Here is a 23,146-nt window from a genome sequence, read left to right on the forward strand (position 1 = left end):
CGGGAAGCCGGCCGTCGGCGGTACGGGTCAGCGTGTCACTTGGTCATCGTGGTGCCGGTCGAGCGCAGGTGCTCGCAGGCCTCGACCACCCGGGCGGCCATGCCCGCCTCGGCGGCCTTGCCCCAGACCCGCGGGTCGTACATCTTCTTGTTGCCGACCTCGCCGTCGACCTTGAGCACGCCGTCGTAGTTGCGGAACATGTGGTCGGCCACCGGGCGGGAGAAGGTGTACTGGGTGTCGGTGTCGATGTTCATCTTCACCACGCCGTAGTCCAGCGCCTCCCGGATCTCCGACAGCAGCGAGCCGGAGCCGCCGTGGAACACCAGGCTGAGCGGCTTCTCCTTGCCGTACTTGGCGCCGACCGCCATCTGGATGTGGTCGAGGACCTCGGGGCGCAGCTTGACGTTGCCCGGCTTGTAGACGCCGTGCACGTTGCCGAAGGTCAGCGCCGCCATGTAGCGGCCCTTCTCGCCGAGGCCGAGCGCGTCGACCATGGCCAGGCCGTCCTCGACGGTGGTGTAGAGCTTCTCGTTGATCGCGTTCTCGACGCCGTCCTCCTCGCCACCGACGACGCCGACCTCGATCTCCAGCACGATCTTGCCCTTGGCGGCCTCGGTCAGCAGCTGCTCGGCGATCTCCAGGTTCTCCGCGATCGGCACGGCCGAGCCGTCCCACATGTGCGACTGGAACAGCGGCTCCTCGCCGCGCTTCACCCGCTCCTGCGACATCGCCATCAGCGGCCGGACGAACTTGTCCAGCTTGTCCTTCGGGCAGTGGTCGGTGTGCAGGGCGATGTTGACCGGGTAGTTCTTGGCCACCTCTCGGGCGTACGCGGCGAACGCGGCGGCGCCGGTGACCATGTCCTTCACCGACGGACCGGAGAGGTACTCCGCGCCACCGGTGGAAACCTGGATGATGCCGTCACTCTCCGCGTCGGCGAAGCCCTTCAACGCGGCGTTCAAGGTCTGCGAGGACGTCACGTTGATCGCGGGGTACGCGTACCGGCCGGCCTTGGCGCGGTCCAGCATCTCCGCGTAAGCCTCGGGGGAAGCGATGGGCATGTCGAACGCTCCTTACTTACCGCTGTCGGCCGTGCTGGCCGCTGTTGTCCATTGGGTGCGCCGGACCGCGCTGTCCTCCGCCGGCAGTATCCCGTAGGAGCGCCGCGCCGGCACAACCGACCCGGTGCGTGCCCGGACTCCGGCGGCGCAGGCGCGTCCCGATGCCGTCACCGGCCCTCCAGCCGGTCCGGCAGGACCACGCTGATCAGCCAGGTCACCACGGCCATCACGATGGCGCCCCAGAACGCCGCCCAGAAACCGTCCACCTGGAACGGCAGGTCGAGCGCCCCGGCGATGGCGTCGGTGAGCAGGAACAGCAGCGCGTTCACCACCAGCGCGAAGAGGCCGAGGGTCAGCAGGTAGAAGACGCAGCCGACCACCTTGATCAACGGCTTCAGCACCGCGTTGACCACGCCGAAGATCAGCGCCACGACCACCAGCGTGAGCGCGGTGTCGCCGCCGGTCCGACCCCTCACCTCCACTCCGGGCACGATCAGCGTGGTGATCCACAACGCGGCGGCGGTGATCGCCAGCCGGATCAGGAAGCCCACGGTGCCATCCTGGCACCGGGCGTACCGGCCGGTGGGGCGATTCCGTCGACTGGGCTCGCACCCGCCGTTGCGAGCGCACGACCGGCACAGCCCGTACGGTGTGTGGGGTAACCGACCGCCGAGATCTAGGGAGGGACTGATGGGTCAGCCCGACGAGGACTTCGCCCCCAGCGACCACCTCAGCCCCGAGGAGCGCGACCTGGAGGCGGAGCCGGCCGACGCGGTCGAGCAGGCCGTGTCGATCGACCCCGCCGACGGCGAGGCCGAGCCGCATCGGGGCCTGGAGGTCGACGACTGGGACGCGATGGAGCAGGCCCGGGTGGTCGCCGGCGACGAGGACGACTACCGCTGACCCGTCCGGTCAGCGGAGCGGGGTGACCCGCTCCGGGTGCTGCGCGGCCCACTGCGCCAGCCGGTCCTCGCGGAGCGCGGCGAGGAAGGCCGGGGCGGCGGCCGGATCCGGGCGCAGGACCCAGCGGTGCGCCTCCGAGGATTGGACGACCGGCAGGCTGAGCCCGACCGGCTCGACCGACGCCAACTCCGGGACCACCCGCAGCAGGTCCGACAGGGAGCCGCCGTCGGGAGCCACGGTCAGCTCCGGTCCGATCTCGGTGAGCAGCCGGGAGAGCCGCACCGGATTGCTCAGCACGCCCTGCTCACCGGCCCGGTTGATCAAGCCGGCCGCGAACCGCTGGGCGTTGCGGTCCCGGTCGAACCCGCCGTCGGGCAGGTCCCGGCGCTGCCGGAGCAGGTCGACCGCGGCCCGGCCGTCGACCCGCTGGCAACCGGCCGGGAAGACCCGCTCGGTGTGGCTCGACCGGACCCGCTGGGGCAGGCAGACCTCCACCCCGGCCAGCAGGTCGGTCACCTCGCGCAGCACCGGATAGGTCAGCACCGCGCCGGCGTCGATCCGTGCGCCGGTCAGGTCGGCGACCGTCCGCCGGGTCAGGTCGTAGCCGCGGGTCAGGTCGGGCCGGTCCCACCCGGCACCGAACGGGAAGGCGGCGTTCAACTTGTTCCGCCCGTGACCGGGAATGGCCACCTCCAGGTCGCGGGGGAGCGAGACCAGGAAGGGCCGGCCGCGGTCGGCGGGAATGTGCACGAGCAGCACCGAGTCGGCCACCGGCGGCGCCTCCCCGCGCGAGTCGACGCCGAGCAGCAGCACGTTCAGCGCCCCGGCGGGGGCCCGCCGGCCCGGCTCGATGAGCAGCGTGTCCTCGGCGACCCGGTCCGGCGTGAACTGCGGTATCCCGACCCCCAGCAGCCCGAGCAGGGCGAGCGCGACGCCGCCGGCCCGCAGCCGTTGCCGGCGGCGGCGCCGCACGGCGACCAGCCGGGCGATCGTGGCCCGCACCGGCCCGGCGGGTGGGGCCAGCGTCTCGTGCCGGGCGAAGGCGGCACGTAGGTCGTCTTCGATCACGGTCATGCCTCCACGTATTCGGCGCGCAGCGTGGCCAGGGCGCGGGAGATGGACGAGCGGACGGTGCCGACGGCACAGCCGAGGATCTCGGCGATCTCGGCGTCGGGCAGGTCCTCGTAGTAGCGGAGCACCAGGGTGGCCCGTTGCCGGCGGGGCAGCCGGGCCAGCCAGGACCAGAGCTGGTCCCGGTCCACCGCGTGCTGGGCGTGGTCGGCCGGCGCCGGCACCGCGTCGTCGGGCTCCGCGCGCAGCAGCACCCGCCGCATCCAGGAGCCCCGGTGCCAGTCGACGTACTGGTTGGTCAGCATCCGGCGTACGTAGCGCTCGGGCGAGTCCGCCCGGGCCACCCGGCGCCAGTTGAGCTGGACCCGGACCATCGTGTCCTGCACCAGGTCCTGCGCCTGGTGCGGATCGCCGGTCAGCATGACCGCGTACCGCAGCAGCGCGGCCAGCCGCGAGTCCGCGAACTCCTCGTACGTCACTGCACCTCCCGGGCTCTGCCCCTGATGACGGGAGCGGGCCGGCGGAACGTTGCGGTCGACCCGTCACCCCCGGGTTTCCGGGCGCGGCAGCCGCAGGGGGCAGTGACTTCCGTGAGAGCCTGACCACGCTCCGCTGTCAACCGGGAGGACGCCCACCATGCTCCGGCACTCCGTTCGACGCTGGTTCGCCGGGATCGCCGTCACCGCCGGATTCGTCACCGTCGGTGCCGTCCCCGCGGCCGCCGCCGGGCAGTTGCGGGTCGCGTCCCGGGACGTGCTCGTCGCACCCGGGCACAGCGCCCTCGGCCGGATCGACGTCCGGTTCGACGGTCACCCCACGCCGGAGGACGTGCCGGTGACCGTCGAGATCGACGCGTCCGAGGCGGTGGCGCTGGGCGGCTTCGACCTGACCGGCAACGGCTGGGACTGCGCGCGTGACCGCGACGTCGTGCGGTGCGCGACGACCTTCGACACGTGGAGCCGCACGCCCCGGCTCCACTACCGGGTGACCGCCCGGGCCGGCGCCCCGTTGGCTGGACGGGCCGAGTTGACGATCACCGGGACGTCGGCGGTGGGCACCGCCACCCGGACCACCACGGTCACCGTTGTCGAGGGGCTCGACCTGCAGACCGAACCGCGGGCCACGCTCCGCGGCGGGCCGGGCGCCCGGCTCGAGCTGTCGAGCACCGTCCGCAACGCCGGCCCCACCCCGCTGGACGGCGCGGTGCTGGTGTTCACCGCGGACCGGCCGCTGGGATACCGCGGCACCTTCCGCAACTGCCGCCAGCAGGAGACCCGGCCCACGATCTGCCATTTCGACACCGAACTGCGCCCGGGGGTGTCCTACCGGCTCTCGGCGCCGCTACCGCTCGCCGTCGACACCGGCGCCCGCAGCGGCCTCGTGCTGGCCAACCGTCTCCAGTGGTGGACGCCCGACGACTGGGCGCTGGTCGAACAGAACCCGGACGAGCCGCTGCCGCCGGACGCCCCGGGCCCGGGCGAGGAGTTGCGCCTGGTCGAGCAGCCGACGAGCCGGCAGACCGACACCGCGTCCTGGGACAACTGGACCGCCGTGGACCTCACCGTGACCGGCGACCGGACGGCCGACGTGGCCGCCGTCGGCGGCGGCGTCCGCGCCCGGGTGGGCGACCGGGTGCGGGTGACGGCCGCGTTCCGCAACCTCGGCCCGACCCGCGTGGAGATCTGGCGGCTCCAGCCGCTGCTGCGGGTACGCATCCCCGAGGGCACCACGGCGGTCGAGGTGACCGACCTCTGCGCGCCGATCGACGCGGCCGGGTGGAACCCGGCCGACGACTTCGGCCGGCCAGGAGCTCGGACGTACGGGTGCCACAGCGGGACCGGCTTCGCCAGCGCGGGTGAGCGCCTGGAGTTTCCCTTCACCCTGCGGGTCGACCGGCTCACCGGGGCCACCTCCGGCGCGGTGACCGTCGACGTGCCCGCCGACACCAACCCCGCCAACGACACCGCGCGGATCACCGTCACTCCGCGTACCGGTGGCGGCGGTGGCGGGGACGACGGCGCGCTGCCCGTCACCGGCGAGACCACCGGCGCGCTCGCCGGCCTGGGGGCCCTGCTGCTCGCCGCGGGCATCTCCGGCCACCTGCTGACCCGACGCCGCCGCACCGACTTCGTCGCCTGACCTCAACCGGCCATTCGCTGATCGGGAGAAGGAGTCACGCTCCAGCACGGTGCGGCGACAGCGCGCGAAGGACCAGCCGGGCGTTGTGGCCTTCCCGATCAGCCGTTCGGCCATATTCGCGCAGGTGCGGCGCCTCCGGGCAGCGGCGATCCTTAACGGCTCCTTAAGCTCCACGGGCTCCACCTGGAATCCCCACGGGAGGAACCCCCAATGCTCAAGAACTCCACCCGGCGCCGGCTCGCCGGGTTGGGCGTCGCAGGCGCGTTCATCGCCGCCTCCGCCACCCCCGCGTTCGCCACCACCGACGCCGGGGCGACTCTCGCCGACGCCAAAGCGGCCGAGGGCTTCGCGCTGTACGCGAACCCTGTGATCGTCGCTCCCGGCGGGGCGGAAAAGGGCATCTCGCTCTACTCGCTGGTGGACGAGCCGTTCACCGCCTACACCGTCAAGGTGGACCGCAGCGCCGTCGACGGCTTCGCCGAGGTGCAGCTCCCGGATGGCCCCGGCTCCTGCACGGAAACCGACGCCATCATCACCTGCACGGTCAAGAACGACTCCGAGCCGGACCTGGACCTGCTCTCCCTCCTGGTCCTGCCGCGGGCCACCGCCAAGGCCGGGCAGGAGGGTGAGCTGGAGTTCACCGTCACCGCTCCGGGCGCCGGTACCGCCAGCTACCGCTCCACCATCACGATCGGCGAAGGGGTCGACCTGACCTCGGAACCGTTCCTCCAGTTGACCGGCACCCCGGGCAGCACCCTGAACTCGCCGCTGTCGGTGGGCAACCAGGGCGAGGCGGACGCTCGCGGCGCGGTGCTGTTCTTCTTCGGCTCGTACGGTCTCGCGCCCGCGAAGCGGTACGAGAACTGCGAGTACTTCGAGGACAACTTCGACACCTGGTCCTACGCCTGCACCCTCGACGGGACGGTGGCGGCCGGTGCCGGCGCCCGGCTCGACGACTCCTTCGGCTTCGCCGTCCCCGGTGATGCGTGGGCGCCGAACAATGACTACGGCTTCGCCAGCTGGCTCACCCCGGCGGACTGGGCGGCGTTCCGGGCCCAGGTGCCCGACTTCGGCAAGAGCGTGAAGGGCGATGAGGGCACTCTGAAGCTCGAGCCGTCGGTCGCCGCACGCTCCCTGGCCCGGTCGTTGCCGCAGACCGATGTCGACCCGTACAACAACGAGACCGGCATCCAGCTCGCCGTCAAGGGCAACCAGAAGGCCGATGTGGCGGCCAACGGCGCCGCCGTGGACGGTGCGGTCGGCAAGACCGTCCCGGTCACGGTCGGCTTCACCAACAACGGGCCGGCAGCGGTCAACGCCGGTGGCGAGCACGGCATCTACACCCTGGCGCTGGTGACCCTGCCCAAGGGCACCACGGCGGTCAAGGCACCGGAGAACTGCGCCGACGCCGAGGGCGAGTTCGGCCCGGATTCCGGCAAGCCTGGCGCGGCCGCCTACGCATGCTTCGTGCCTGATGTGGTGGGCAGCGGCAAGAAGGTGGAGTTCCCGTTCTCTCTCCGCGTCGATCAGGCCGGCAGCCTGACCGGCCAGGTCGAACTGTTCCACGGCGGGCCGGACGAGACCGCGACCAAGGACCTGAACCCGGCGAACGACACCGCCGAGATCCTGGTCAACGCGACCGGTGGCAGCGGCGGCGGCGAAGGTGACGGCGGTGCGCTGCCGATCACCGGTGAGTCGACCGGCCTGATCGCCGGCATCGGCGCGCTGCTGCTCGCCGCCGGCGTCGGCGGCTACCTGGTGGCCCGGCGCCGCCGCACCCGCTTCGTCGCCTGATCCACCGCGCACCGCCGGTGCCCCGCCGACCCGCGGTCGGCGGGGCACCGTCCGCTTGCCGCCCCACCGTGTGGAACGGCCACGACGTTGGGCTGTTCCTGATCAGCCGTTCGGCTCGACTTCGCTGGTAGCGGCCTGTCCGGGCTGCGGCGATCCTTAACGGCTCCTTAAGCTCCACGGGCTCCACCTGGAACCCCCACGGGAGGAACCCCTCAATGCTCAAGAACTCCACCCGGCGCTGGCTCGCCGGGTTGGGCGTCGCAGGCGCGTTCATCGCCGCCTCCGCCACCCCCGCCTCCGCCGAGGAGAACGCGGACGACACTTTCCTCTACGCCAACAACGCGCTGATCGCGCCGGGCGGTGAGGAGAAGTCGGTCATGCTGTACGCCCTCACCGACGCCCTGCCGGAGCAGCTGAGCGTGACCGTCGACCGCACCGCGGTCAAGGATTTCGCCACGGTCTCGCTGGCCGACAGGTTGCCGGGCTGCACGGAGGCGGGCACGCTCATCACCTGCAACCTCAAGGGCGCCGACACCATCGACTACGTCCTGAACCTGACCGTCAAGGCCACCGACTCCGCCAAGGCCGGCGACACGGGTGAGCTGACCTTCACCCTAGCTGCCGAGGGCGAGAAGACCATCCGCACGACCTCCACGGTCGAGGTGGGCGAGGGCATCGACCTGAAGGCCAGCGACCGGCTCCAGCTCTCCGGGGCGCCCGGTTCGACGGTGGAGGCACCGCTGGGCATCACCAACATCGGGGACACGACGGCCCGGGACACCGTCCTGCTTCTGGTGAGCACGACCGCTGTCGCTCCCGCCCAGCGGTACTCCAACTGCTCCTACCTCTCCGCGTTCGGCACCAACTGGGCCCGTTGCGAGCTGAGCGAGGAGATCGCGCCGGGTTCGGCGCTGCAACTCGACGCCTCGTCCGCGCTGAAGATCGCGCCCGACGCCTGGGCTCCTGGTCAGCAGTTCGGCGCGGCCTGGTGGTTCGCCAGCGGCGACTGGGCGGAGTTCCTCGCGGACTTCCCCGTTCCGGCCGACGAATGGGAGAAGGGCAGCGGGAAGGCGCTGACGCTGGAGCCGACGACGCCGTCGGTGGCCCGCCAGCTCCGGCAGACCGACACGGACTCGACGAACAACACCACCGAGATCCTGGTGGCCGTGACGGGAGACCAGCGGGCCGACGTTGCCGCCAACGGTACGGAGGTGGCGGGCTCGGCCGGTGGCAAGGTCTCCGCGAAGGTCGGCTTCACCAACAACGGCCCAGCCATGATCAACTCGTACTCGCCCGGCGAGCTGGTGACCGCTGCGAAGATCACCATTCCCGCCGGCGCAACCGTGGTGGTAGCGCCGGTGGAGTGCTCGCCCGGCAAGGCCGGGGAGAAGACCGGCGGATACGGCGAGCCGGGCGGACGCGTCTACTTCTGCGAGTGGTACGACGTGCTGCACAAGGGCGAGAGCGCCGTGTTCGAGTTCGGCCTGCGGATGGACGGCGCCGGCGGCGCAGCGGGCTCGGTCGAGCTGCTGCACTTCGACCTGATGGGGGATGGGCCGGTCACCGACCTGAACCCGAAGAACGACACCGCACCGTTCGTCATCAAGGGCGCGACCGGTGGCGGGGGTGGCGGTGACGGCGGTTCGCTGCCGATCACCGGTGCCTCCACCGGCCTCATCGCCGGCCTCGGCGGCCTGCTGCTCGCCGCCGGCGTGGGCGGCTACCTGGTGGCCAAGCGCCGCCGCACCCGCTTCGTCGCCTGATCCACCCCGCACCACCGGTGCCCCGCCGACCCCCTGGTCGGCGGGGCACCGCCATCTCCGCCCCACGACACCCGACCCGGCAGCACCCACGCCCACCACCGCGAGACACACCGAAAACCGGACGACGCAAGATCGACGGGACTGACACCATGGGCGCGTGCTGCTCACCCTGACCACCACCCACCGGCCGGCGACCGACCTCGGTCACCTGCTGGTCAAGCACCCCGACCGGGCACACTCCTTCGACGTGCCGGTGGGCACCGCGCACGTGTTCTACCCGGAGGCCGGCGAGCAGCGCTGCACCGCCGCCCTGCTGCTCGACGTCGACCCGCTGCGGCTGGCCGGCGCGCGCGGTCGCCGCCGGCAGCCGGCTCCGACCCCGGAGAGCTTCACCCTCGGGCGGTACGTCAACGACCGGCCGTACGCGGCGTCGAGCCTGCTCTCCTCGGCGCTGTCGAAGGTGTACCGCTCGGCGCTGCGGGGCGAGTCCCGGGAGCGGCCGGAGCTGGCCCGTACGCCGATCCCGCTGGAGGTCAACGTCCCGGTGCTGCGCTGTCGCGGCGGCGCGGACGTGGCGGTCCGGCTCTTCGCCCCGCTCGGCTGGGCGGTGACCGCCACCGCCATCCCGCTCGACGAGCAGCACCCGGAGTGGGGCGACAGCCGGTACGTCGACCTGACCCTGACCGGCACGCTCCGGGTCGCCGACGCGCTCAACCACCTCTACGTCCTGCTGCCGGTGCTGGACGACGCCAAGCACTACTGGGTGGCCCCGGACGAGGTGGACAAGCTGCTCCGGGCCGGCGCCGGCTGGCTGGCCGACCACCCCGAGCGGGGCATGATCATCCGCCGTTACCTGGCACACCGGCGGGCGCTGGCCGGGCTCGCCCTGACCCGGCTCGCCGAGCAGCGGCTGACCGACGAGCCGGCCGCCGCCGAGCCCGACACCGTGGACGACAACGCCGCCGAGGACGCCGTGCGCCAGCCGTCGCTGGCCGCGCGCCGCCGGGAGGCGGTGCTCGCCGCGCTGGCCGGGGCGGGCGCGAGTCGGGTGCTGGACCTCGGCTGCGGCGCGGGCGCGCTGCTCGCGGCACTGGTCGGCGACCGCCGGTTCACCGAGATCGTCGGCACGGACGTGTCCCCGCACGCGCTGGCCCTGGCCGCCCGGCGGCTGCGGCTCGACCGGCTGCCCGAGCGGCAGCGCGACCGGGTCCGGCTCTGGCAGTCGGCGCTGACCTACCGGGACGACCGGCTGCGCGGCTACGACGCGGCGGTGCTGATGGAGGTCGTCGAGCACCTCGACCCGGCCCGGCTGCCGGCGCTGGAGGACGCCGTGTTCGGTCACGCCCGCCCGGGCACGGTCGTGGTGACCACGCCCAACGTCGAGTACAACGTCCGCTACGAGGGCCTGCCGGCGGGCCGGTTGCGCCACCCGGACCACCGGTTCGAGTGGACCCGCGCGGAGTTCGCCGGCTGGGTCGACCGGGTGGCCACCACGTACGGCTACCCCGCCGTGATCCGCGGGGTCGGCGACGACGACCCCGAGCTCGGCGCCCCCACCCAGCTGGCCGTGTTCACCCGGACGGAGGCGAGCCGGTGACCACTCTCGACATCCCCGAACTCGCCCTGGTGGCGCTGGTCGGCATCTCCGGCTCCGGCAAGTCCACCTTCGCCCGCCGGCACTTCGCGCCCAGCCAGGTGCTCTCCTCGGACACCTTCCGGGCGATGGTCGCCGACGACGAGAACGACCAGTCCGCCTCCGCCGACGCGTTCGACGCGCTGCACCACGTCGCCGCCACCCGGCTGCGGCGCGGCCGGCTCACCGTGGTGGACGCGACCAACCTCCAGCCGCACGCCCGGGCCGCCCTGGTGCGGGTGGCCCGCGAGCACGACGTGCTGCCGGTGGCGATCGTGCTGGAGGTGCCGGAGACGCTGGCCTGGGAGCGCACCGGGGCCCGCGCCGACCGCACCTTCGGCCGGCAGGTGCTCGCCCGGATGCAGCGCGACCTGCGCCGCTCGTACGGGCAGCTGGCCCGGGAGGGCTTCCGCAAGGTGCACGTGCTGCGCGGCGTGGACGAGATCGACGCCGCCGAGATCCGCTACGAGAAGCTCTTCAACGACCGGCGCGAGCTGACCGGACCGTTCGACGTCGTCGGCGACGTGCACGGCTGCCGCGCCGAACTGGAGACGCTGCTGACCCGGCTCGGCTGGCAGTTGCACCGCGACGAGCGGGGCCGGCCGGTGGACGCGACGCACCCGGCGGGGCGTACCGCCGTCTTCGTCGGTGACCTGGTGGACCGCGGCCCGGACTCCCCGGGCGTGCTCCGCCTGGTGATGGGCATGGTCACCGCCGGGCACGCGATCTGCGTGCCCGGCAACCACGAGCAGAAGCTGCTGCGCCGGCTGCGCGGCCGGAACGTGCGCCTCACCCACGGGCTGGCCGAGACGATGGACCAGCTGGCGGCGGAGCCGGACAGCTTCGTGGCCGAGGTGGCGTCCTTCGTCGACGGCCTGGTCAGCCACTTCGTGCTGGACGGCGGCCGGCTGGTGGTGGCGCACGCCGGGCTGAAGGAGGAGTACCAGGGCCGCGCCTCGGGGCGGGTACGGGCGTTCGCGCTGTTCGGCGAGACCACCGGCGAGACCGACGAGTACGGCCTGCCGGTGCGCTACCCGTGGGCGCGCGACTACCGGGGCTCGGCCATGGTGGTCTACGGGCACACGCCCACTCCGGAGCCGGAGTGGGTGAACAACACCATCTGCATCGACACCGGCTGCGTCTTCGGCGGCCGGCTCACCGCGCTGCGCTACCCGGAGAAGGAGCTGGTCTCGGTGCCGGCGGAGCGGGAGTGGTACGCCCCGGCCCGCCCGCTGACCGCCGCCCCGGCCCGGCCGGACCTGGTGCTGGAGCTGACCGACGTGACCGGCCGGCGGCACGTCGAGCACGCGTACGGGTCGCTGACCGTGCCGGCGGAGAACGCCGCCGCCGCGCTGGAGGTGATGAGCCGGTTCGCGGTGGACCCGCGCCGGCTGGCCTGGCTGCCGCCGACGATGGCGCCCTGCTCGACGTCGCAGCGCGACGGCTTCCTGGAGCACCCCGCGGAGGCGTTCGCCGACTACCGCGCCGCGGGCGTGGACCGGGTGGTCTGCGAGGAGAAGCACATGGGCTCGCGGGCGGTGGTGCTGGTCTGCCGGGAGGCCGACGGCGGGCCGTTCGGGCCGGGCGGCGGGGTGGTGCACACCCGCACCGGCCGGCCGTTCTTCGGTGCACCGCTCGACGACGAGCTGCTCGGCCGGGTCCGCGCAGCGGTGACCGCGGCCGGGCTCTGGGCCGAGCTGGACACCGACTGGCTGCTGCTCGACTGCGAGCTGCTGCCCTGGTCGGCCAAGGCGGGCGGGCTGATCCGCGAGCAGTACGCCGGGGTCGGCGCCGCCGGCCGGGCCGCGCTGCCGGCGGCGCTGGCGGCCCTGGACGCCGCGGCCGGTCGGGGTCTGCCGTTGGGCGAGCTGCGCGACCGGATGACCCGCCGCCGCGACGAGGTGCTGGCCTACTCGGCCGCCTACCGCGCGTACGTGGGGCCGACCGACGGGCTGCGCGGGGTGACCCTCGCCCCGTTCGCGGTGCTCGCCGGGGCGAAGGCCAGCTACGCCGACCGGGACCACGGCTGGCACCTGGCGCTGGCCGACCGGCTCTGCGCCGCCGATCCGGAGTTCTTCACGCCGACCCGGCGGCAGGTGGTCGACCTCGCCGACTCCGACGCGGTGGCCGCCGCCACGGACTGGTGGCTGGCGCTCACCGTGGCCGGCGGCGAGGGCATGGTGGTCAAGCCGTACGCCGGGCTCGCCGCGCGCGGCGAGCGGGGCTCGCTGCTCCAGCCGGGCATCAAGTGCCGGGGCCGCGAGTACCTGCGGATCATCTACGGTCCGGGCTACACCGAGCCGCAGCAGCTGGCCGCGCTGCGCCGCCGGCCGTTGGGACGCAAGCGCGGGCTGGCGCTGCGCGAGCACGGGCTGGGGCTGGCGGCGCTGGACGCCCTGGTCGCCGGTGCGCCGCTGTGGCGGCGGCACGAGCTGGTCTTCGCGATCCTGGCCTGCGAGTCGGAGCCGGTCGACCCGCGGCTGTAGCGGCGCCCCGGCCGGCCGGGCGGTACAGACGCTCGTCGTCGCGCCGCGGTGAGCGGGGGCGGCCCGGTTCCGGTGTGACGTCGAGCACCGCCGCCTACGGGCGGCCACCTAGACTACGGACGTTCCGTCACCGACCCGGCATTCATCGGAGGTCACCTCGTGCCGACGCCCACCACCACCCTGGCCCTGGGGCCGAGTTGGCTCGATCCAGAGGTGCTGATCTCGACGTTCGGGCTGCTCGGCATCCTGGTCATCGTCTTCGCCGAGTCGGGCCTGCTGATCGGCTTCTTCCTGCCGGGCGACTCGCTGCTGTTCACCGCGGGCCTGCTCACCGCCGACGGGCAGTACATCACCTGGCCGCTCTGGCTGGTCTGCCTGCTGATCACCCTCGCCGCGATCGCCGGCGACCAGGTCGGTTACGCGTTCGGCCGCAAGGTCGGCCCGGCGCTGTTCCGCCGGCCCAACTCCCGGCTGTTCAAGCAGGAGAACGTGCTCAAGGCGCACGAGTTCTTCGAGAAGTACGGCGCCCGGTCCATCGTGCTCGCCCGCTTCGTGCCGATCGTGCGGACCTTCACCCCGATCGTGGCCGGGGTGAGCCGGATGAACTACCGCACCTTCGTGACCTACAACGTGATCGGCGGGATCCTCTGGGGCACCGGCGTGACCGTGCTGGGCTACTTCCTCGGCCAGATCCCGTTCGTCAAGGCGAACATCGAGCTGATCCTGATCGCGATCGTCGGCATCTCGGTGGTCCCGATCGCGGTCGAGCTGCTCCGGGCGCGGATGGCGGCCAAGCGCGGCACCACGCCGGAGGAGGTGGCGGCGGCCGAGGAGGCGATCCGGGAGACCCGCGAGCACTACGGCAAGCACTGACCGGCCGGCCGTCCGGCGCCGTCCCCGCGAAGGGATGGCACCGGACGATCGGTACGGGTCAGCGAGCCTTCTTGGTGGCCCGCTTGCGCGGCGGGGTCAGCAGATCGGCGATCGTGGCGATCGCGGTCGGGACCAGCCGGTAGTACGCCCAGACACCACGCTTCTCCCGCTCGAGCAGGCCGGCCTCGGTGAGGATCCGCAGGTGGTGGCTGACCGTCGGCTGCGAGAGGCCGAGCGGCGCGGTCAGGTCGCACACGCACGCCTCGCCCTCGGGCGCCGACTGGATCAGGCTGAGCAGCCGCAGTCGAGCAGGGTCGGCGAGGGCCTTGAGGACCCCGGCGAGACGCTCGGCATCGGCACGTTCGATCGGCTCGCCGGCAAGCGGCGAGATCTGAGGCATAGTCATTTCAGCCAACGCAGTTCCCACGTATTCCATCCTTCCACCAGCAGCATCGATCCGCCTGCATATCAGCGGATCCGAATCGGCAGACTTTTACGCCACAAGGCCGAGGTCAGCCAACGTATAGGCCGCCCGGTACGGCAATCCGGCGGCTCGCACCGCGTCGCCGGCGCCTCGATCAACAATAACCGCCACACCCACCACGTCGGCCCCGGCCTCGCGAAGAGCCTCGACGGCGGTCAACACACTCCCCCCGGTGGTGGAGGTGTCCTCCACCGCCAACACCCGGCGCCCGGCCACGTCCGGTCCCTCGATCCGACGCTGCAGGCCGTGCGCCTTGCCCGCCTTGCGGACCACGAAGGCGTCCAGCGGGCGATCATTCTCGGACGCGGCGTGCAGCATCGACAGCGCGATCGGATCCGCGCCGAGGGTCAGCCCGCCCACCGCGTCGTACGCCCAGTCGGCGGTGAGGTCACGCATCACCCGGCCGACCAACGGCGCAGCCTGGTGATGGAGCGTGACGCGCCGCAGATCCACGTACCAGTCCGCCTCACGCCCCGAGGAAAGCACCACCCGTCCATGGACCACAGCCAGGTCGGTAATGAATTTACGCAGGTCGTCGTGGGCCCCCATGGCGATAGAGGGTACTGCGGAAGTCTGGGAGCCGCGTGCGGGGCCCACCCGGGTCCACCGTGCGGGCGAAAGACGGGTGGCGATGTCCGGCTACGCTGAGCGACCGCGCGCGGTACGCGGCCGGAGGCCCGGCCGGAAACGACAGCGGTCGACCCCGACGCCGGGCGTCAGCCGTTCTCGCGGCCGATCCGGCCCCGGGTGTCCCGGGCGACCACCTCGAGCAGCCGCCGCGGCGCGTGCCGCAGCCCCGCCACGGCCAGCTTGTACTTCCACGCCGGGATGCTGACCAGCTTGCCTTTCCGCAGGTCACGAAGGGCTTCGTCGACCACGTCGTCGGCGCGCAGCCACATCCACTCCGGCGTCTTGGACATGTTGATGCCGGCCCGGTCGTGGAACTCGGTGCGGGTGTAGCCGGGGCAGAGCGCCATCACGCGCACGCCGAACGGGCGGGCGGACTGGCCCACCGACTCGCTGAAATTGGTCACCCACGCCTTGCTGGCGGAGTACGTCGACCCCGGCATCACGGCACCGAAACCGGCGACGGAAGAGACATTTATCACTGCCCCGCGCCGCCGTTCGGTCATCGGCCGCAGCGCCGCCAGGGTCAACCGCAGCACCGCGTGCACGTTGAGCCGGAGCAGTCGGGTCTCGTCCTCGGCGGACGATCGCAGGAACGGGGTGTTCAGGCTGATCCCGGCGTTGTTGACCAGCAGCTCGACGGGGGGCTCCGCGACGAGCCGGCGTTCCACCAGCGCGCAACCGTCGTCGGTGGACAGATCGGCGGGGATCGTCTCCACCTCCCGGCCGTGCCGGCCGGTCAGTTCGGCGGCCGTCTCGGCGAGCCGGGCGGCGTCCCGCGCCACCAGCACCAGGTGCCAGCCGTCGGCGGCGAGTCGGCGGGCGAAGGCGGCGCCGATGCCGGCCGTGCCTCCGGTGATCAGCGCCCGTCGCTCGGTGCCGGGCTGGTCGACGGTCACGGGGCCTCACCTGGGCGGGTACGGGGGCGCAAAGGGCGCCGCGGGCGGCTGCGGCCGAGCGGTCGGCCCGGCCGGCGGAGGCCGGCGGAACCACGCGTTCGCCGCCGGCAGGGCCAGCAGCGCGGCCACCACAACGTAGCCGAGCACCTGGCCGACCGAAAGCCCCGCGTTGAGCGGGAGCCACCAGGGCGGCTGGGCGTCGCCGAGCAGGGCGAGCAGCTCGGCGGTGGCCCGCTCGTCGGCGCCGAGTCGCAGCGGGGCGGCCCGCTGCCCGACCAGCACCGCCAGTGCGCAGCAGCCGCCGAGCAGGCCCAACCCGCTGACCACCCACGTCCCGACGCGGGCACCGGACCGGCCGGCGAGCAGGCCGAGGGCCATCCCGACCAGGAGCAGGCCGACCAGCAGGCTCACCACCGCGGTGAGCACCGTGGACACCCGCAGCAGGGTGGCCACGTCGTCGATCTCGCCGGGCCCGGCCGACGTGCCGGTGGCCGCCGACCGGAACTCCGCGACGGCGCCGCCGAGGGCGAGCAGGCCGGCGACGGCGTACGCCACCGCGGCCAGCGCCATCACCGCCAGCACCGCCGCGGCCAGCACGACGACGGCCGGGCGGCGGGCCGGGGCCTGATCGGGATACGACACGACGAGTCCCTCCGGTAGGCGACGGGATGCAACCTACTCGGAGGGACCGTCGGCGTCGTTGTTATCCGCGGGTCAGCTCACCGGCGGCGTCGGGCCGGGGCGGTCCGACCCGGGCTGTCCACCCGGCTGCTCCGGCCCGCCCGGCTGCTGCGGGCCGCCCGGCTGCTGCGGGCCGCCCGGCTGCTCCGGCTGGGCCGCGCCACCCGGCTGGCCGGCGGGCGGTGGGTAGCCCGGGGTGGCAGGGTAACCCGGCTGGCCCGGGGTCTGCGGGTAGCCGGGCTCGCCGCCGCCCTGCGGGTAGCCGGGGTAGGTCGCGCCGGGCACCGGCGGCTCCCACCCCTGCTTCGGCTTGCGGAAGAACTCGTTGGCCTTCGGCAGCGCCAGCAGGATCAGCGCGGCGAGCAGGGCGAGCAGGCCCAGCACGCCGAGCAGGGTGGTGACCGGGGTGACCCAGCCGGGCAGCGCCTCGTCGAGCCGGCGCTGGATCTCCTCCGGGCTGGGTGCGTCGCCGTTGGTCGTACCGGGCGAGCCGCCGAAACCGCCGCCGGCCAGGCCGGTGAGCAGGCCACCGCCCGAGCAGCAGACCAGCAGGCCACCGAGGATCCAGGTGGCGATCCGCGAGCCGTTGCTGCCCCGGTTGTTGAACACGCCGAGCACGGCGAGCGCGACCGAGAGCAGCACCAGGAAGATGGCGGTGCCGATGGTGACCGCGATGGTGAAGTCGGCCAGGTTCTGCATGCCGTTGGCCGAGGTGCCGCGGTAGGCCTCATCCAGCACCTCCCGCACGGTGCCGAGGGTGGCGAGCGTGACGATGAGGCCGATCAGTTGGAGGACGGCGAACAGAATCAGCAGGTAGCTGGAAATCGTCACCACGCCCGGCCGTGACCGGGCCGGCGGGTTCTGGGTGTCGACCACGATTCTCCCTTCCCTAGATCGCGCCCACACCGTATCGACAACGGGCCACCGGGGCATGCCGCGGCGGTGGGACCCGCCGGGGCGTCAGTAGCCGCGCCACTCCGCGCGGGCGTACTCCAGCACCCGGGGCTGCAACAGGGTGGAAGCGGGCACGTCCAGCCGGTGCCGGTCAGCGGGAAAGGCGCCGGCCGCGGCCAGGGTCGCCGCGTCGAGGAAGCGCAGCGACGGCGCGTCGGCCGGCAGCGCCAGCGCGGGCGGGGTGGCGCCGGGCGCGGCGAGCAGGAAGCCCCAGTCACCGAAGGAGGGCACGTCCACGTGGTACGGCGTGGTGGCGAAGCCCGCCGTTCGCAGTGACGCCTCGATCGACCAGTACGACCGGGGCGCGAAGTACGGCGACCCGGACTGCACCACCAGCCGGCCGCCCTCGGCGAGCACCGCGCGCACCAGCGCGTAGAACTCGACGGTGTAGAGCTTGGCGGTGGCCGTCTCGTCCGGGTCGGGCAGGTCCGCCACCACCGCGTCGAACCGCTCGGCCGCGGTGCGCAGCCAGGTGAACGCGTCGGCGTGCAGCACCCGCACCCGGGGGTCGTCGAGCGCGCCGCCGTTGAGCCGGCGCAGTTGTGGCTCGCTGCGGGCCAGCGCGACCACCGCCGGGTCCAGGTCGACCACGGTGACCCGCCGGACGTCCGGGTAGCGCAGCAGCTCACGGACCGCGAGCCCGTCCCCGGCGCCGAGCACCAGCACCTCGCCGCGCGCCCCGTTCAGCACCGGGTGCACCAGCGCCTCGTGGTAGCGGTACTCGTCGACGGAGCTGAACTGGAGGTCGCCGTTGAGGTAGAGCCGCAGGTCGGTCCCGCTGCGGCCGGGTTCGTTGACCGAGCGGGTCAGCACGATCTCCTGGTACCGGCTGCGTTCGGCGTGCACCACCGGGTCGCGGTAGAGCTGCTGGCGGGCGGTCAGCTCGAAGTCGTGCGCGGTCACCCACGCGTACCCGAGGCAGAGCGCGACCGCGACGGTGCCGGCGCCGAGCGCGACGCGCGCCCGGCGGCTCAGCTCGCGCCGGAAGACCGTGCAGACCAGCGCGAGCCCGGCGGCGGCGTTCACCGCCCCCACCACCAGCGCCCCCTTGAGCTGGCCGAAGACCGGCAGCAGCAGGAACGGGAAGGCCAGCCCGCCGAGCAGCGCGCCGACGTAGTCGGCGGCGAACAGGTCGGCCACCGCGCTGCCGGCCGCCTGCTCCCGGATCCGTTGCAGCAGCACCATCAGCAGCGGGATCTCCGCGCCGATCAGCAGCCCGAGCACGAAGGCGGTGCCGACCAGCGCCGGCCCGTAGAGGTCGAGCCAGGCGAAGGCGGCGTAGAGGCCGAGCACCGACAGGCCGCCGAGCAGCGCCAGGGCCAGCTCGACGGCGGCGAACGCGGCGGCCGCCCGGGGCTGCAACGGCTTCGCGGCGAGCGCGCCGACGCCCATCGCGAAGACCATCACGCCCAGCACGATCGACGCCTGGCCGACCGTGTCGCCGATCAGGTAACTGCCGAGGGCGACCAGGGCCAGTTCGTAGACCAGGCCGCAGGCGGCGCAGACGAAGACCGCGAGCAGCACCGCCGCCCGGGCCAGCCGCCAGCGCGGGTGCGCCGGCGCCTCGGCGGTCACCCTCGCTCCGGCGTACGCCCAACGGGCTGGCCCTGGCCGGACGGCGCGGCGGCGCGGCGCTGTCCGGTGGGCTGACCCTTGCCGGACGGGGCGGCGGCGCGGCGGCGCTGGACGAGGCCGACGGTGACCAGCAGCGCGGTGACCAGCAGCAGCCCGGCGGCGCCGAGGAACCAGCCCCAGCGGTCCCGCCACAGGTCGTTGCCGGCGGCCGGCAGCGGGGCCGGCGGCGCGGCCGGGGCCGCGGTGTTCACCGGGGCCGGGCCGACCGCGCCGGTCTCGGCGAGCAGCAGCGGCAGGCTGACCGCGGCGCGGGTGACCGCCCAGCCCGGGTCGTCGAGGAAGGCGTCCTCGGTGAGCCCGAACCGGGTCAGCCCCGAGTCGACGTCGGCCAGGTCGCCCCGGGCGAAGTCGGCGGAGCCCTCCACCCCGATGTACGCGTGGTCCTCCGCCTCGCTGCTCTCCGAGGTGTAGCTGATGTCGGCGACCACCTGCACGAAGCGCGGGCACTGCCGGTTGTCCTCGGCGGCGACTCCGTCGCCCAGGTTCGAGCCGACGCTCACCACGTCGGCGCCGTCCTCCAGCCGCCAGCCGTAGCAGACGCCCTGGCTCTGCCGGGCGCGTTGCAGCAGCGGCACGGTGTCGGCGCGCTCGGTGGCGGTGGGCGGCGGCACGACGGTGCTGTCGTCGCCGTCGGCGAGCGCGCCGGCCAGGCAGAAGCCGCCGGCCACCAGGACCACGGTGACGACGACCGAGATGCCCTTCCACCTGTCCTTCGTGGTCGGTCCGGCGGCCGGCTTGCCCGCCATCAGCTGATCGCGGCGGCGATGATCGCGCCGGCGGCGAGGTGGACGACGGCGGAGACCCAGACCGCGGGGTGCGGCTCCGGGTCGACCAGCAGCTCGCCGAGCCGGCCCGGGGTCGCCGCGTCGAGCAGCAGGAACGCCGCCGCCATGATGAGCAGCCCGAGAATGCCGTACGCGGCCGTGCCGGCGAGGCCGAGCAGGAAGTCGTCCTCGCTGGCGGCGATCGCGGCGACCACGATGATGCCCACGCCGGCCAGGTTGGAGGCGAGCAGCAGCGCGGCGTTGCGGTTGCGCTCGTTCCAGATCAGCTCGTGGAGCTTGCCGGGCGTGGCGACGTCCACCAGGACGTAGCCGAGGCCCATCAGCAGGACGCCGACCACCCCGTAGGCGAGGGTGACCAGCAGATCGGTGACGAGGGTCTGCACAGGGTTCTCCAGGGTGAGGGGGTCGACGTGCCGCGTGCGGAGCGCTGGGGGCTGGCTACTTGCCGCTGCCCGGGCCGCCGCCCCGGACGGTGCTGCCGCGCCCCCAGCCCCAGTGGCTGCCGACCGTGGAGTGGTAGCGCGGGTAGGCGGTGCCCAGCCGTTCGAGCAGGATCAGCGAGCCGGTGGCGATCGGCAGGATGACCACCGAGTCGTCGTCGTAGCGCAGGTAGACGCCGCTGCCGTCGACGTACTGGTCGGCCGGCTGCCACGCGTCGGTGACCTCCTCGGCCACCTGGCTCGGCGACCGGGGCGAGGTGTACGCCACCGCGTCCGCGCCGAGGTCCCGGCTGGCCGCCCGGGTGTACCGGTCCTCCACGTAGCCGCGCGGCGAGAAGTTGCCGTAGAAGATGGCGAACCCGGCGATCAGCGCGCCGACGACGGCGAACGCCACCCCCACCACGAACCACCGTCGGTACGTCATCGCAGTGCCACCACCGTCTCGGTCAGGACCAGCTCGTTGGTCTGGGGATACGCGTGCCAGGTGCGCCAGCCGAGGGCGCCGCCCGGCGGGTCGGGCCGGACCGACAGCGCGGTCACCGCGTCCGGGTCGCCGGGGAAGACCCCGACCAGCGCGTACGGGTCGTCGGCGAGGTCGGCCCGGAGAGCGGCCACCCGCTCGCTCAGCCCGCCGGCGGCGGGCCGCAGCACGGTGGCGGTGAACCGGTAGCCGGTCGCCTCGTCGTGCACGACGCCGGGCAGCTCGGGCGGCCGGCCGGGCAGGCAGGCGACGGTCTCGGTCAGCGCCGCGCCGGGGGTGCGGAGCACCACCTGGTGCGAGGCGCCGAGCAGGCGCAGCCGCAGCCGGACGCCGTCGGGCAGGTCGAGGTCGAGCACGTGCAGCGCGGGCCGCTCGACGTCGTCGAGGGCGAGGCTGAGGTCGGCCGCGCTGGTGTCGACGTACGGGGCGTGCAGGGTGACGATCACTCGGCCGCCCCGGCCTGCGGGTAGATCATCACCTCGGGGCGGTGCAGCACCTCGCCCTGGGCCACCTCCCAGCCCGCCTCCCCGTACGCCTCGAAGGAGAGCCGGGTGCCGCCGGGCGCCTGGTAGTCGTGGTAGCGCATCGTGCCGTTCGGGTCGAGGCCGGTGGTGCCGACGGCGGTGTAGCGGGCCTGCCCGGACTCGTTCCAGGTGTAGCGGCGGCCGGCGAAGTCGATGGTCGGGGCGCCGGGGGTGACGGTGGCGGCCGGCTCGGCGGTCCAGAGCACCAGTTCCAGTTCCGGGTCCTCCTCGACGGAGAGCCAGCGGCGTACGCCACCCGCGTCGTCCAGCAGGTGCTCGGCCCAGCTCCAGCCCCCCTCGACCAGCCGGATCGTGCCGCGCACCGCGTACGTCACCTGCCGGATCTCGACGAGGTCGCCGGGCCGCAGCCGGCGCGGGTCGCCACGCAGGGCGTCGGCGTCCCGGTCGCGCAGCGGGTCGCCCGGAACGGCCCGCCCCGCCGGGCGGGACCGGGAGCGGCGCAGGGCCACCACGGCGACCACCACACCGGCCACCCCGACCAGGCAGCCCAGCGCCGCCGCCAGGTACGCCACCGACCCGTTCACCGACCACCTCCCCAGGTACGTCGGCGGAGACGGTAACAACCCCGCGCACGTCGGGACATCGCCTGCCGCACCGGTGACCGCCCGGCTACCGCGCGTCCCCGGGCCGCCCCGCCGAACCGTCCGGGCCGGCCGGTGTGGTGGTCGGACCGGCCGGTGTGGTGGTCGGACCGGCCGGTGCGATCGTCGGATCGGGGGAGGTCGGCGGCGCGGGCGACGGGTCGGCGGGGGTGGTCGGCGGTTCCGCGGGCGGAGCCGGCGCCATCCACGGGTTGCCCGGCGGGCTCGGCGGCGTGCCGGGTGCGGCGGGCGGCGCGGCGGGCGGGCGGGCCAGGTGCGCTGCGGGGTCGGGGCAGATCAGGTAGCCCGGCGGGACCGGGTAGCCGAGCGGAACCGGGTAGCCGGGCGGAACCGGGTAGTCCGGCGGGACCGGGTAGCCGGGCGGAACCGGGTAGCCGGGCGGAACCGGGTAGCCGGACGGGACCGGGTAGCCCGGCGGGACCGGGTGGCCGGGCGGGACCTGGTGGCCGGCGGGCGGCGGATGGTAGGCGGCCATGCCGGATCCAGCCGGCCCGGCGGGAACGCCGTAACCAGCGGGAACGCCGTATCCAGCGGGGGCGGGGTACCCGGCGTAACCCGCGGGGGCATAGGCGAGCGGATACGGCGGCGGCGGCGTGGCGGCGCGGGGGACGAACCAGCGGCTGGCCGGCGGCAACGCCAACAGCAGCACCACCGCCGCGGTGAGCAGGAACACGGTCAGCACCCCGATCCCGGCCGCCGGAAAGAGCACCGCGTCGAACGGATCGGGGCTGCCGTAGAGGGCCTCCTGGAAGCGCGACTCGGCCCAGGGGTCCGGCCCCCCGGTGGGCGGCTCCGGTGGGGCGTCCTCCAGATAGGGCTCGTCCTCGAAGCCGGCGGCGAAGAGCAGCGGGAAGACGAACCCGCCCGTGCAGCCCTGGGCGAAGCAGATCAGCAGCTGTGCGCCGCCGGCCACGAATACCAGGATCCGGGCGGTGTTGCCGCCGCGGCGCACCGGCAGCGCGGTGGCCGCCAGCCAGAGCGCGAGCAGCAGGGTGGGCAGCCCGAGCACCACCGCCCCGGTGACGCTGATCCAGCGCTCGGCGCTCACCTCGTCCGGGTCGGCGTCCGGCACCAGCCGCACCGCCCGGTCGATCTCGCCGTCCCAGCGCACCGCCTCGGTGACCACCAGTGCGACCAGCGCGAGCAGGACCAGCACGGTGGCGAGTTGCAGCCAGAAGGCGATGGTGACGGTGGCCGGACGGGGCGGACGTGCCGGCGCGCCGGCGGGCGGGGTCATGCCACGCAACGTACGGATGCCCGGCCGGCACCGGCACGCCCGATCGGGCAGCC

At 73.7% G+C, this 23,146-nt stretch carries 23 protein-coding genes; 7 read left to right on the plus strand and 16 right to left on the minus strand.

The window, feature by feature from the left end; translation table 11 throughout:
* Nucleotides 1-35 precede the first annotated feature (35 nt).
* Together fbaA and AC1WTP_RS03335 are read right to left on the minus strand one after the other, a co-directional pair.
* On the minus strand, nucleotides 36-1,061 hold the full coding sequence (gene fbaA, locus AC1WTP_RS03330; protein ID WP_481647752.1) for a class II fructose-bisphosphate aldolase: 1,026 nt from the start codon (nucleotides 1,059-1,061) through the stop codon (nucleotides 36-38).
* 167 nt (nucleotides 1,062-1,228) lie between these two features.
* Nucleotides 1,229-1,612: a phage holin family protein gene (locus tag AC1WTP_RS03335; protein ID WP_481647753.1), complete on the minus strand. Its 384-nt coding sequence runs from the start codon at nucleotides 1,610-1,612 to the stop codon at nucleotides 1,229-1,231.
* Between the two features lie 139 nt (nucleotides 1,613-1,751).
* Between AC1WTP_RS03335 and AC1WTP_RS03340 the strand changes: the two genes are divergently transcribed.
* A complete protein-coding gene (locus AC1WTP_RS03340; protein ID WP_481647754.1) occupies nucleotides 1,752-1,964 on the plus strand; it encodes a hypothetical protein in 213 nt (70 codons plus the stop codon).
* 9 nt (nucleotides 1,965-1,973) lie between these two features.
* On the opposite strand, the gene AC1WTP_RS03345 is transcribed toward AC1WTP_RS03340, so the two are convergent.
* Entirely contained in the window at nucleotides 1,974-3,038 is a 1,065-nt protein-coding gene (locus tag AC1WTP_RS03345; RefSeq protein ID WP_481647755.1) for an LCP family protein, read from the minus strand.
* Nucleotides 3,035-3,514, minus strand: coding sequence for a SigE family RNA polymerase sigma factor (locus tag AC1WTP_RS03350; RefSeq protein WP_481647756.1), 480 nt, complete (start codon nucleotides 3,512-3,514; stop codon nucleotides 3,035-3,037). The genes AC1WTP_RS03345 and AC1WTP_RS03350 overlap by 4 nt, the downstream gene beginning before the upstream one ends.
* Before the next feature lie 157 nt (nucleotides 3,515-3,671).
* On the opposite strand from AC1WTP_RS03350, the gene AC1WTP_RS03355 reads away from it, so the two are divergent.
* The 6 genes from AC1WTP_RS03355 to AC1WTP_RS03380 all read left to right on the plus strand — a co-directional run bounded on the left by AC1WTP_RS03355 (nucleotide 3,672) and on the right by AC1WTP_RS03380 (nucleotide 13,723).
* Complete coding sequence (locus AC1WTP_RS03355) at nucleotides 3,672-5,174, plus strand: hypothetical protein (protein ID WP_481647757.1); 1,503 nt, start codon at nucleotides 3,672-3,674, stop codon at nucleotides 5,172-5,174.
* A gap of 210 nt (nucleotides 5,175-5,384) precedes the next feature.
* Nucleotides 5,385-6,968 carry an LPXTG cell wall anchor domain-containing protein gene (locus AC1WTP_RS03360; protein ID WP_481647758.1) on the plus strand — a complete coding sequence of 528 codons (1,584 nt, stop codon included), beginning with the start codon at nucleotides 5,385-5,387 and terminating at the stop codon, nucleotides 6,966-6,968.
* Nucleotides 6,969-7,183: 215 nt separating this feature from the next.
* A complete protein-coding gene (locus tag AC1WTP_RS03365; protein WP_481647759.1) occupies nucleotides 7,184-8,731 on the plus strand; it encodes an LPXTG cell wall anchor domain-containing protein in 1,548 nt (515 codons plus the stop codon).
* Nucleotides 8,732-8,888: 157 nt separating this feature from the next.
* A complete protein-coding gene (locus AC1WTP_RS03370; RefSeq protein WP_481647760.1) occupies nucleotides 8,889-10,328 on the plus strand; it encodes a 3' terminal RNA ribose 2'-O-methyltransferase Hen1 in 1,440 nt (479 codons plus the stop codon).
* Nucleotides 10,325-12,850, plus strand: coding sequence for a polynucleotide kinase-phosphatase (locus AC1WTP_RS03375; protein WP_481647761.1), 2,526 nt, complete (start codon nucleotides 10,325-10,327; stop codon nucleotides 12,848-12,850). Before AC1WTP_RS03370 ends, AC1WTP_RS03375 begins: the two co-directional genes overlap by 4 nt.
* Before the next feature lie 159 nt (nucleotides 12,851-13,009).
* Nucleotides 13,010-13,723, plus strand: coding sequence for a DedA family protein (locus AC1WTP_RS03380; RefSeq protein ID WP_481647762.1), 714 nt, complete (start codon nucleotides 13,010-13,012; stop codon nucleotides 13,721-13,723).
* A 58-nt stretch (nucleotides 13,724-13,781) separates the two neighbouring features.
* Here the strand turns inward: AC1WTP_RS03380 and AC1WTP_RS03385 are convergent, their stop codons facing one another.
* The 12 genes from AC1WTP_RS03385 to AC1WTP_RS03440 all read right to left on the minus strand — a co-directional run bounded on the left by AC1WTP_RS03385 (nucleotide 13,782) and on the right by AC1WTP_RS03440 (nucleotide 23,093).
* A complete protein-coding gene (locus tag AC1WTP_RS03385) occupies nucleotides 13,782-14,159 on the minus strand; it encodes an ArsR/SmtB family transcription factor (protein ID WP_007073957.1) in 378 nt (125 codons plus the stop codon).
* A gap of 57 nt (nucleotides 14,160-14,216) precedes the next feature.
* Complete coding sequence (gene pyrE, locus AC1WTP_RS03390) at nucleotides 14,217-14,756, minus strand: orotate phosphoribosyltransferase (RefSeq protein ID WP_447134935.1); 540 nt, start codon at nucleotides 14,754-14,756, stop codon at nucleotides 14,217-14,219.
* Nucleotides 14,757-14,923: 167 nt separating this feature from the next.
* Complete coding sequence (locus AC1WTP_RS03395) at nucleotides 14,924-15,733, minus strand: SDR family NAD(P)-dependent oxidoreductase (protein ID WP_481647763.1); 810 nt, start codon at nucleotides 15,731-15,733, stop codon at nucleotides 14,924-14,926.
* A gap of 6 nt (nucleotides 15,734-15,739) precedes the next feature.
* Complete coding sequence (locus AC1WTP_RS03400; RefSeq protein ID WP_481647764.1) at nucleotides 15,740-16,375, minus strand: hypothetical protein; 636 nt, start codon at nucleotides 16,373-16,375, stop codon at nucleotides 15,740-15,742.
* A gap of 72 nt (nucleotides 16,376-16,447) precedes the next feature.
* Entirely contained in the window at nucleotides 16,448-17,320 is an 873-nt protein-coding gene (locus tag AC1WTP_RS03405; protein WP_481647765.1) for a hypothetical protein, read from the minus strand.
* Nucleotides 17,321-17,374: 54 nt separating this feature from the next.
* On the minus strand, nucleotides 17,375-18,943 hold the full coding sequence (locus AC1WTP_RS03410) for a polyamine aminopropyltransferase (RefSeq protein WP_481647766.1): 1,569 nt from the start codon (nucleotides 18,941-18,943) through the stop codon (nucleotides 17,375-17,377).
* The gene (locus tag AC1WTP_RS03415) at nucleotides 18,940-19,749 is read right to left on the minus strand and encodes a hypothetical protein (protein ID WP_481647767.1); all 810 of its coding nucleotides are present in this window, start codon (nucleotides 19,747-19,749) and stop codon (nucleotides 18,940-18,942) included. Before AC1WTP_RS03415 ends, AC1WTP_RS03410 begins: the two co-directional genes overlap by 4 nt.
* The gene (locus AC1WTP_RS03420; RefSeq protein WP_481647768.1) at nucleotides 19,749-20,171 is read right to left on the minus strand and encodes a DUF350 domain-containing protein; all 423 of its coding nucleotides are present in this window, start codon (nucleotides 20,169-20,171) and stop codon (nucleotides 19,749-19,751) included. Before AC1WTP_RS03420 ends, AC1WTP_RS03415 begins: the two co-directional genes overlap by 1 nt.
* A gap of 55 nt (nucleotides 20,172-20,226) precedes the next feature.
* Nucleotides 20,227-20,652 carry a DUF4247 domain-containing protein gene (locus AC1WTP_RS03425; protein ID WP_481647769.1) on the minus strand — a complete coding sequence of 142 codons (426 nt, stop codon included), beginning with the start codon at nucleotides 20,650-20,652 and terminating at the stop codon, nucleotides 20,227-20,229.
* Nucleotides 20,649-21,155 (minus strand): DUF2617 family protein, encoded by a 507-nt coding sequence (locus AC1WTP_RS03430; RefSeq protein ID WP_481647770.1) that lies wholly within the window; start codon nucleotides 21,153-21,155, stop codon nucleotides 20,649-20,651. Before AC1WTP_RS03430 ends, AC1WTP_RS03425 begins: the two co-directional genes overlap by 4 nt.
* Nucleotides 21,152-21,778 (minus strand): DUF4178 domain-containing protein, encoded by a 627-nt coding sequence (locus tag AC1WTP_RS03435; RefSeq protein WP_481647771.1) that lies wholly within the window; start codon nucleotides 21,776-21,778, stop codon nucleotides 21,152-21,154. Before AC1WTP_RS03435 ends, AC1WTP_RS03430 begins: the two co-directional genes overlap by 4 nt.
* Nucleotides 21,779-21,863: 85 nt before the next feature.
* Nucleotides 21,864-23,093: a hypothetical protein gene (locus AC1WTP_RS03440; protein ID WP_481647772.1), complete on the minus strand. Its 1,230-nt coding sequence runs from the start codon at nucleotides 23,091-23,093 to the stop codon at nucleotides 21,864-21,866.
* Nucleotides 23,094-23,146 lie beyond the last annotated feature (53 nt).

It is taken from the genome of Micromonospora sp. R311 (assembly GCF_056780015.1).